Annotated in this window: 7 protein-coding genes; all 7 read left to right on the forward strand. The window is 41.0% G+C overall.

Going from position 1 to position 8,992, the window contains the following annotated elements; genetic code table 11:
- Positions 1–6,497 (forward strand): Ig-like domain-containing protein (locus QMD21_06565; GenBank protein MDI6856422.1); only part of this gene is annotated, 6,497 nt, incomplete at its 5' end.
- Positions 6,494–6,997: a Holliday junction resolvase gene (locus QMD21_06570; GenBank protein ID MDI6856423.1), complete on the forward strand. Its 504-nt coding sequence runs from the start codon at positions 6,494–6,496 to the stop codon at positions 6,995–6,997. The genes QMD21_06565 and QMD21_06570, both read left to right, overlap by 4 nt.
- A gap of 166 nt (positions 6,998–7,163) precedes the next feature.
- A complete protein-coding gene (locus QMD21_06575; GenBank protein ID MDI6856424.1) occupies positions 7,164–7,367 on the forward strand; it encodes a hypothetical protein in 204 nt (67 codons plus the stop codon).
- Positions 7,360–7,749, forward strand: a complete 390-nt coding sequence (locus QMD21_06580; protein ID MDI6856425.1) for a PIN domain-containing protein — start codon at positions 7,360–7,362, stop codon at positions 7,747–7,749. Before QMD21_06575 ends, QMD21_06580 begins: the two co-directional genes overlap by 8 nt.
- Positions 7,750–7,883: 134 nt before the next feature.
- Positions 7,884–8,135 carry an AbrB/MazE/SpoVT family DNA-binding domain-containing protein gene (locus QMD21_06585; protein MDI6856426.1) on the forward strand — a complete coding sequence of 84 codons (252 nt, stop codon included), beginning with the start codon at positions 7,884–7,886 and terminating at the stop codon, positions 8,133–8,135.
- On the forward strand, positions 8,128–8,508 hold the full coding sequence (locus tag QMD21_06590) for a type II toxin-antitoxin system VapC family toxin (protein ID MDI6856427.1): 381 nt from the start codon (positions 8,128–8,130) through the stop codon (positions 8,506–8,508). Before QMD21_06585 ends, QMD21_06590 begins: the two co-directional genes overlap by 8 nt.
- Before the next feature lie 119 nt (positions 8,509–8,627).
- On the forward strand, positions 8,628–8,912 hold the full coding sequence (locus QMD21_06595) for a hypothetical protein (protein ID MDI6856428.1): 285 nt from the start codon (positions 8,628–8,630) through the stop codon (positions 8,910–8,912).
- Positions 8,913–8,992: the final 80 nt, after the last annotated feature.

Consider the following 8,992-nt stretch of genomic DNA (forward strand, 5'->3'; position numbering starts at 1 on the left):
TAGGAGCGCCCGATGCATTAAGCTCGAGAGGCAAAGCTTATCTTTATTACGGCGGTCCTTACTGGGGCTGGGAGAATTATACTACTGGAAGCAAGCCTTCTGATTGGACTGTAGTAGAACCTTCAGGTACTTCTCTAGAGGTTTCTACAACTGAAAGCCTTACAGGCGCTAAATCTATCTATATGTTAGATAACAGCAATGTAGGCAGATGCTATATGTACAAAAACGATTTACCAGCGTATACAAAAGGAATAATTGAGTTTGCGATGATGAGGAATACTACTACAAATTACACTGACTGCACAATCAAAAGCGGCGGTACATCGGCGATGGAGATAGACTTCGATACAGATGGAAATATTAAGTTTAGGAACTCCACAGGCACTTATACTATTCAGCCTTATTACGCTTTTAGATGGTATAGAATCAGATTGGTATTTGACTGCGATACTGACAGATACGACATTTACATTAACGGCACGCTTAAAGTCTCGCAAACTACTTTCATGAATGCCGTTGCAAGCGTGAATAACATCTCCTTTACTACAGGCTACGCCTCTCGCTGGATGAAATGCTGGGTAGATAACGTTTTCTATTCGCAGGGTAATGTGACGATAACAGGCGAAGCTGCTGGCAATAAGTTTGGGTTTTCTGTTTCTGGCGCTGGTAATGTTAATGGCGCTGATAATAAAGATATTATTGTGGGCGCTCCTGGAAAAATACATTTCTACGACGACATGGAGTATGGTTCTCAGGGGCTTGGTTCTCAGCCATTAAGGGGGTGGACCCATTATGGCTCAGGAGTAGTAGATGAATGGGAGCACGGCGACCCTGTAGGCGATAATGCACTAGACGGAGATGGGTATGGCCCTACTTCAGGTGCACAATCCAGCACCTACTGTTGGGCAACCGACCTTGACGGTACTTACGCTGCAGGTGCTGACCTTAACTCGTTTATGGCTCTAAACTCTACCACTATAGATTTAACGACGGCAGTTTGTCCTTGGCTCTCATTCTGGGATTGGTTGGAAGTAGAAGGTGGTGCCTACGATTATTGCACTATTTTGATAAGAAATGCCGCTACGCACGAAACAATACTTACATTAGAGGGGGACTACGATGAAAATCATCTATGGCGCAGAAATTACTATAATATTTCTGACGCAGTTGGGTACAAGGTATATATACAGTTTAGGCTTTATACCGACGATTCAGTCGTTCGGGCAGGTTGGTATATTGACAATGTGATAGTATACGAGCACGAAGGTGGTAAAGCTTATCTATTTTTTGGCGATGGTTCAATACCAACTTCTGCAAGCAGTGCGGATGTAATTTTTAAAGGCAGGCTTGGCGAAGATTTTGGGTATTCAGTAGCAGGTATTGGCGATGTGAATAACGACGGCTACGACGATATTGCAGTCGGCGCACCAGGCAATAGAAGTATAGCTCAAGACAATAACGGCAAAGTGTATATTTACTATGGACGCACTACCGGCTGGAGAACTGTATTGCTTTTCAACGATACTGCCATTCCTGAAACTCATTCAAACGTTGCGGCTACTAAAACTAAACTCGAAGCTCTGGGCTATACAGTTACTAGAGATAATATTATTGCTAACCACACCAAGTATAATTGGCACAACTATAATTTTGTAGTTGTAATATGCGCAGCAGCTACAGCCCCATTAGGTACCGATGGCGCACGTATGGCAATAAGGAATTATATGCTTAATGGTACTAACGTATTTCTCCAGGGAGGCGAAATTGCATACACCCGTGATAGAGTAGAAAGCTTTTACGACGATGTGCTACTCGGTCCTTATGATACTTTTACTTCAGATACGGAAGAAAACCACTTTTTAACAGACAATAAACATCCTATTGCTACGTGGCCTAATGCATTACCTACGACCATAACCGCGGATACCGCTGCGGGCTATGCGGAAACCGACTTAACCAAACGGGTAACTGCATTGCCTAACGGTGTAGAATGTGTAACCGATGTGTGGGTTGGTAACGCCCCTGCAACCGAAGTATTTTTAAAAGCATTTGAAGGCGGCTACCCTTATCATCGTGCAGTGTACTTATCCACTTCTTATATTCATTTAGATAAAACAGGCGGCGGTGCGAGAGATAAATTTATTCATAATGTCGCCTGCTGGCTGGATGAAGTAGGTGTGGTGCCTAACGTTACTTTAGTCGGGGAGCTACCTAACAATAGATTCGGGCATGGGATAGCAGGTAATGTAGATCTTGATGCAAACGGTTACAAAGATGTAATTATTGGCGCACCAGACTGGAATGTCAGTAGAGGGAGATGCTATGGGTATCTCAGTCCTTTTAGAAGCTCCGTATTTGCGTATGCGGGTACTAACAGTAGCGTTGGTTACAGGGTAGATACCGAGTACTCATTAGGGCAATCTTTTATCGCACCTATAAGCGGGAAGCTTTGGAAAATATCTATAGGAGCATGGGATGCGGGCGCAGATTCGCCTGGGATGAATATTTCGATTGAGAATAATACTGCTACCGATACGCCCGGAGGCCTCACTTTATCTTCTATTGAAAGGGTGGATTTTTCAGCGTATGGTGAGTGGAGAGATATAATCTTTTCTGCATCGGCAACAGTTACAGCAGGTACGCGCTACTGGATAGTTGCAAAGGATGGTGGAGCAGCAGGTCATGGATATGCCTGGTACTACAATAGGAAAAACCCATTTCCGGATGGGAATATGGTGTATGGCACACCACCCTCATGGAGTAAACTCACAGGTACAGATTTAGGTTTTAAAGTTTATATAGTAGCTAACGTAACTATCAATGGCTCTGCGCCTGGTGACCAATTCGGCTATTCTGTTTCAGGCGGCGATCTTAATAACGATGGCTATAACGATACTATTATAGGTGCACCTTATAATGCAAGTGCTAAAGGAGCGGTTTACATTTTCAACGGCTCTGCAAATATCCCACCAAGTCTCTCAGCACTCGATGCGAACTACACTGCTTACGGTGAAAATGCAAATGATAAATTTGGTCTCTCTGTTTATCTTGCCGGCGATATAAATAACGATAACTATCCTGATGTTATTATTGGTGCGCCTGGCTATAGCGGTAATAAAGGAAGAGCTTATGTTTATACAACTCAGCCTATAGGCGTGATAGATAACCCACCTACTGCAAATGCAAACATTGCGCCGCCTTATTGGAAGAACTCAAATACACTTAGCATTTCTTGGAATGCGACAGACGATAATAACTTAGTATCGATTACTCTCTACTACAGATATTCCCAAGATAACGTCTCATGGGGCAGCTGGACAGAATATTCTTCGCAACCAATCTCAGGCACTTCAGCAGAAGGTAATTTTACGTTTGACGGCACTGCAGACGGCTATTACGAGTTTTACGTTAATGCTACAGATAGCGCAAATCAAAAAGCACAGTCTAATATTGCAAAAGCAGGTATAGACATTACAAAGGCAACTTCTTTTGTTAATACGATCTCGCCTTATTGGCAGAATTCTACTGCATTTACAATTACTGCGAATGCAAGCGATTATAATGCAACTGGTGGAGAAAGCGGTGTGAAAAATATTTCCTTGTATTATAGATATTGTAATGATAATGTAAGTTGGCCTCCTACGTGGAGCTATTTTGATACAAACTCTACACCCTCTTTCACAGATCCTCACAATTGCACAGTCTCTTTTACATTTACTTCCCCTGACGGGGATGGCTATTATCAGTTTTATTCTATTGCGATAGATAATGCTACAAATGAAGAACTTGCGCCTGCTGAGAAAGATGCGCTTGCAGGTGTAGATACTCAACCACCTGGCTCCTGGGGCAATCCCGAAGTAAAAGCTCAATCTTCTACTGTTTGGGTATCTAACACAATTTGGGTAAATGAGAGTACCGTAAGCTGTCGTATAGAATGCTCAGACTACCTATCTAAACTGAATCTTTCGTCTGCAGAATATTACTATTCTACAACTTCAGGCTCTTCATGGAGCGGTCCTTTTGCGTGTAGTTATGAAGGAAGCGAGACTACAGCTACAATTTATGCAAATAACGTTGCTTTTGCGACTGGGAGCACTCAATCTGACGGCGACCCACTAAGAATAAGATTCAGAATAAAAGACAAGGCAGGTAGTTGGGGTAGCTACTGGTGGAAGGTGAAGATAGATATTACAGCACCAAACAATCCAAACTCTTTCACAAGCACTGTTCCTGTAGATACATGGACTAATATTCAAGTAATAAACGTTACCTGGAGCGGGCATTCAGATGCACCTAGCGGCGTCGCAGGGTTTTATTACGCCTGGACTGCAGATTCTACAACTATTCCAACAACCTCAGATAACTACACTACAACCAATTACAACGAAAGTCCTGTACTGCCGGAAGGGTATTGGTATCTGCATATAAGGACTAAAGACAATGCGAGTAATTTAAACACTACCGCTTACCATATAGGACCTTTCAAAATTGATATCACTCCTCCAAACAATCCGACACCGCCTGCTACAGAAACGAACGGAGCGCAGAACAATACATGGCAGAATACTGTAAAGAGTCCTACATTTAAATGGGACTGGCCTAGCGATAATTTAGCAGGTGTAGAGGGCTTTTACTGGTATTTCGGACTAAGCGAAACAGGTACTGCGAATAACTACATAACTACAAACACAACTTCCTGCGCTGGAGAAAACGGCACATACTACTTCAGGATAATGACAAAAGACAAAGCTGGCAATAACGCTAGCTGGGTAACTTTGTTCGTGTTCAAGCACGATGCACAACTACCAACTATAACTTACAACTATCCTACTGCTGGAAGCGCTACAAACTGGTACAACGCAGATCCTGGAAACGTTATTGATATAGACTTCTGCTGGATTGGTCTAGCACCGCTCGATTACGCGCAATATCAAATAAATGGCGGCGCTTGGATAGATATTTTCACTGCGGATCAATCTTCAGATTACACAGCTAACTGGGCTGTAGCATGGGAAAGTTTAGCAGAAGGAGAGAATAAAATTAGTATAAGAGTTGCAGATGTCGCAGGCAATATTTTAACGCATACTTATACTGCAGGAAGCTTCGGATTCTTGTTTAGGAAAGATACTGTAATGCCAAGCGTTACAATAGAAACTCCTCAGAATGGTACAACTCTCTATACTACGCCAATTTGGATTAACGGAACATGCAACGATACATTATCAGGTATTAATAAAGTCGAAATTAATATTACTTATAAAGAAAATGGTACTGTCGTAGTCCAATGGAGCCCAGTAACTCTAGCGGATAATTACTCGTGGTGGGATTATCAATTCAATCCGCCTACGGAGGCAAACTATACTATAAAAGTAAGGGCTGTAGATAATGCAAGCAATATTGCAACTGTGCAAATAAATATCACATACTCGTTAGTAGTACCTCCTAAAATCAAAGAAGTGCGTCTCAACATTACTGAGACTAACAGCACATACACAAACACGCAAATTGTTAAATTAAATTTAACTGTGAGTGCAACAAACGCTATAAGAGTAATGGTAAGGTTTAGAAACGAATATTTCGACTGGTCTGATTGGTTTGAGTATAACATCTCTAGGACTTATAACCTTTTTGATTGGATTCTTGCGAAAGCCGACGGGACAAAAACAGTATATGCAGAAGTGAACGCTACTGGCGCTGAAGGCTATGATTTAGCTACTGCATCAGATGATATAATTTTAGATGCCACTCCGCCAAGGATTTTTAATTTAAAACCTGAAGCTTTTATAAGAAATATAACTGTGAACATTTCCGCAGTATTAAATGATACGCTTTCAGGAATAAACTGGACTACACTATTAATAAAAATCAACGGCGTTGACCATACAAAGAATTTTACTATAGAAAAAAGCAGTGGTAAGCTCTGGAACAGAGCTCTAAGGCCCGATGGAAGTTACAAGTGTTATATATATGTGAGAGATAATGCAAACAACTCTGCTGAGATAATATGGACATTCACTTTAGATTCCACGCCTATAACGCCTAACGACATCAGGTTCTCGCATTACAATGCCATGCCAGGTCAGAGAATTAAAATCAACGTTACTATTTACAAGAACGAGACAACCCACGATCATGTAAAATTCAGAGTGATAATTCTAAATCCAAAAGAGATCGAGCTATGCAATAAAATTATCACTATAAATAGAGAGACTTTTTGGTCAATAGAAATAGAAGATATTGTTGAAGCGCTGGGTGAAGAAAGAACAGATCTAGCTGGTAGAAAATATTTAGCAGGAAATTATACAGTAAGAGTAATAAAGAAGACGGGACCAATGCCTGGAGAAGAGATTGATAGGCAAACAGCAATACTTCCTATAGTCTATCTAAAGCCGCCACCAGAGCCTGTAAGCTCTTTTGAAATTACTCTTGTATCTGTTTTAGTAGCGGCTGTTCTCGCAGCGCTAATTTCAACTTTAAAAAAGAGGCAGAATAAATGAGCATTTACGAGCGCGAACTCAAAGGAATATTGCAATACGATGAGGAGGTTTTAGATAGCGCAACAAAAGCATACCCAGAAAATATAAAAAGAGCTTTTTATAAAATTAAAAAAAGACCTTTTATTGTGCTTAGAGCTGCAGGCTCTTTCGGAATAGACCTTGTTGCCATAAGAAAAGATTGCTCTTTCCCAATAGAAGTTAAAGCTTGGAAAGAAAAAAAATTCTGGTTCAGCAACACTCCCAGACTGAAAGAGCAAGTTGATTGGCTCAAAAAACTTTGCATCAAAGCAGGAATTGTTCCTATTTACGCTTTTAGATTGAAAAATGTTAGAGCTCAAGACCCCTGGCGAATATTCACATTCGAGCTACCTAGTGTAAAAGGGAGCGAGCTTTACAATAAGATTCCTAAGTTAAGAGAGACTGAAGAAGGAAATTATGTGATGGATTGGGAAGAAGGTTTGGAGCTACATAAATTTATAGAGATTTTGTGTGAGGGATAAAAGAGAGAAAAATTTCAACAGAACACTGTGGAGGTATCTTTTTCTGAACGAAATGCTTGGAGAGCGAAAAAACTACGGGAGGAGAAAGTACTTCTGAACACAGTTCGGCTTTACAGACGCATAGAAAAATATAAATATAGTTATAACTATAAATATTATTATAAAAATGGCAAACGCTACAATAGCTGTTAAAAAAAGCACTCTCCAAATACTCAAAGATCTCAAAGAGGAAGAAGGGGCATCCAGCATGGATGAGCTAATATCACGACTTGTAAGACTTAGAAAAAGAGTTCCCTCATCCTTAAAAGGCGCTTACCCTAAACTAAAGCCGCTGACAGAAAAAGAAGAGGAAGAGGTTTTCGATGTATAGCTGCGCTTTAGATGCCCACGCCTGGATCGCATATTTCAAAAACGAAAAAGGAGCTGATACAGTGGAGAGCTATATAGAGCGAGAGAATACAACCACACCAATAATGGCAGTTGCAGAAATAGCAGCGAAGCTCTATCTAGAGCTGCCGAAAAAGCTGGAAGAAGCACTTTTGTTTATTAAAGCAAAGTCTACAATCCTAGATCTATCTTTTGATATAGCAGCCAGAGCAGGCAGAACCAGAGAAGAGCTTCGCAAAATAACTAAGAAGAAAGTAAGCCTGGCAGACGCAATAGTCTACGAGACAGCGAAGCAGTATGATATACCCGTATTGACAGGAGACCCACACTTCAAAGGGCTGGAAAATGTGATCTATATCGGATAGAGCAAGCAGAGCGAAAAACTACGGGGAGAGAAAGTGGTTCTAAGGTAGATGGATAGCAATTTGGTAAAAATAACAAATATTTTGCCAAAAAGTTTATATATTTTGGGAAACAGATATAGCATTAAGTGAATTAAATGGAGTACGTAACTGTAGACAAAACAGGAAAAATCTATCTGCCGAAAGCCGTGCGCAGCACTCTGGATACTAAATCGAAATACTTAGTGATTACACTGCCAGATGGCGATGTGGTCCTTCATAGGATTAAGAGCTCTAAGAGCCCTCTCAAAGAGTTTCAAACGGTTTGGCGGCACGCAAAGAGCCTGTCTAAAGTGAGAGCTGAAATACTTGGGGAAGCAATGAGATTTGTGAAGAAGAGCGGTGATTGATTTGTATGCTGATACAGATTTTTTTATCGCTCTGCTCAGCAAGAAAGATAGATTGAGAAAAAGCGCAGAAACCATATATTCTAAGCATAAAGACGAGCTATGGACATCTACCCTAACTCTGAGAGAGCTGATGATATTGGCTTACAGGGAGAACAAAGACCCGATAAGGATTATAGAGAGAGCTGCTGAGCTTGTAGAGATAAGAGATCCAGCAATAGGGATTGAGGGGCATCTCGGGGCATGCTATCTTATGCGAAAATATAACATGACTCCTTCTGATGCGCTCCATGCAATTTACTGCGGAAGCGATATGATTGTAAGCTCTGACAAGATATATGATCTGGTGGGGTTGAAAAGATTGGCTCTTGATTGAATATCTCGCGCTCTTAGAGTATGGGATACTGCCATTGGACGAGCAGACGGCGCTGGAGGAAAAACTTAAAGTATGTAAAGTAGGAAAAGCCATATACATGTAAATACATTAGAGTCCTCATGAGTGAAGAAGTGACCAAACTAAAGTCAGTCAAACTAAAACCAGAAACACATAAGATGCTTATTCTTGAGAGCTCTAAAAGACAGCTCGAGGCAGGAAAGCGCGTAACATTCGATTCGGTCATACAAACATTTTTGCGTGAAGGAACAATTAACTTGAATGTGCCAAAGGATATGGCTGAGAAAATAAAAAGAGAAGCAAAAAGAAGATATGGCACAGAAACCTTAGAAGAAAGTATTACGAAAATCTTAGAAGAGTGGGTCAAGGGGAGGGAAGGGAAATGAGCAGGAAGGGGTTTGCAGTTTTGTTAGTAGTATGGTGCTTTCTTCCTTTGGTAGCAGTGCAAACGGCGAACGGAAACGTA

It is taken from the genome of Candidatus Thermoplasmatota archaeon, from assembly GCA_030018475.1.
Taxonomy (GTDB): domain Archaea; phylum Thermoplasmatota; class JASEFT01; order JASEFT01; family JASEFT01; genus JASEFT01.

What these genes read in the sequence shown, in the direction of transcription:
- QMD21_06570 (MDI6856423.1), top strand. Translation starts at nt 6,494, where the DNA reads ATGAGCATTTACGAGCGCGAACTCAAAGGAATATTGCAATACGATGAG.
- QMD21_06575 (MDI6856424.1), top strand. Translation starts at nt 7,164, where the DNA reads ATGGCAAACGCTACAATAGCTGTTAAAAAAAGCACTCTCCAAATACTC.
- QMD21_06580 (MDI6856425.1), top strand. Translation starts at nt 7,360, where the DNA reads ATGTATAGCTGCGCTTTAGATGCCCACGCCTGGATCGCATATTTCAAA.
- QMD21_06585 (MDI6856426.1), top strand. Translation starts at nt 7,884, where the DNA reads ATGGAGTACGTAACTGTAGACAAAACAGGAAAAATCTATCTGCCGAAA.
- QMD21_06595 (MDI6856428.1), top strand. Translation starts at nt 8,628, where the DNA reads ATGAGTGAAGAAGTGACCAAACTAAAGTCAGTCAAACTAAAACCAGAA.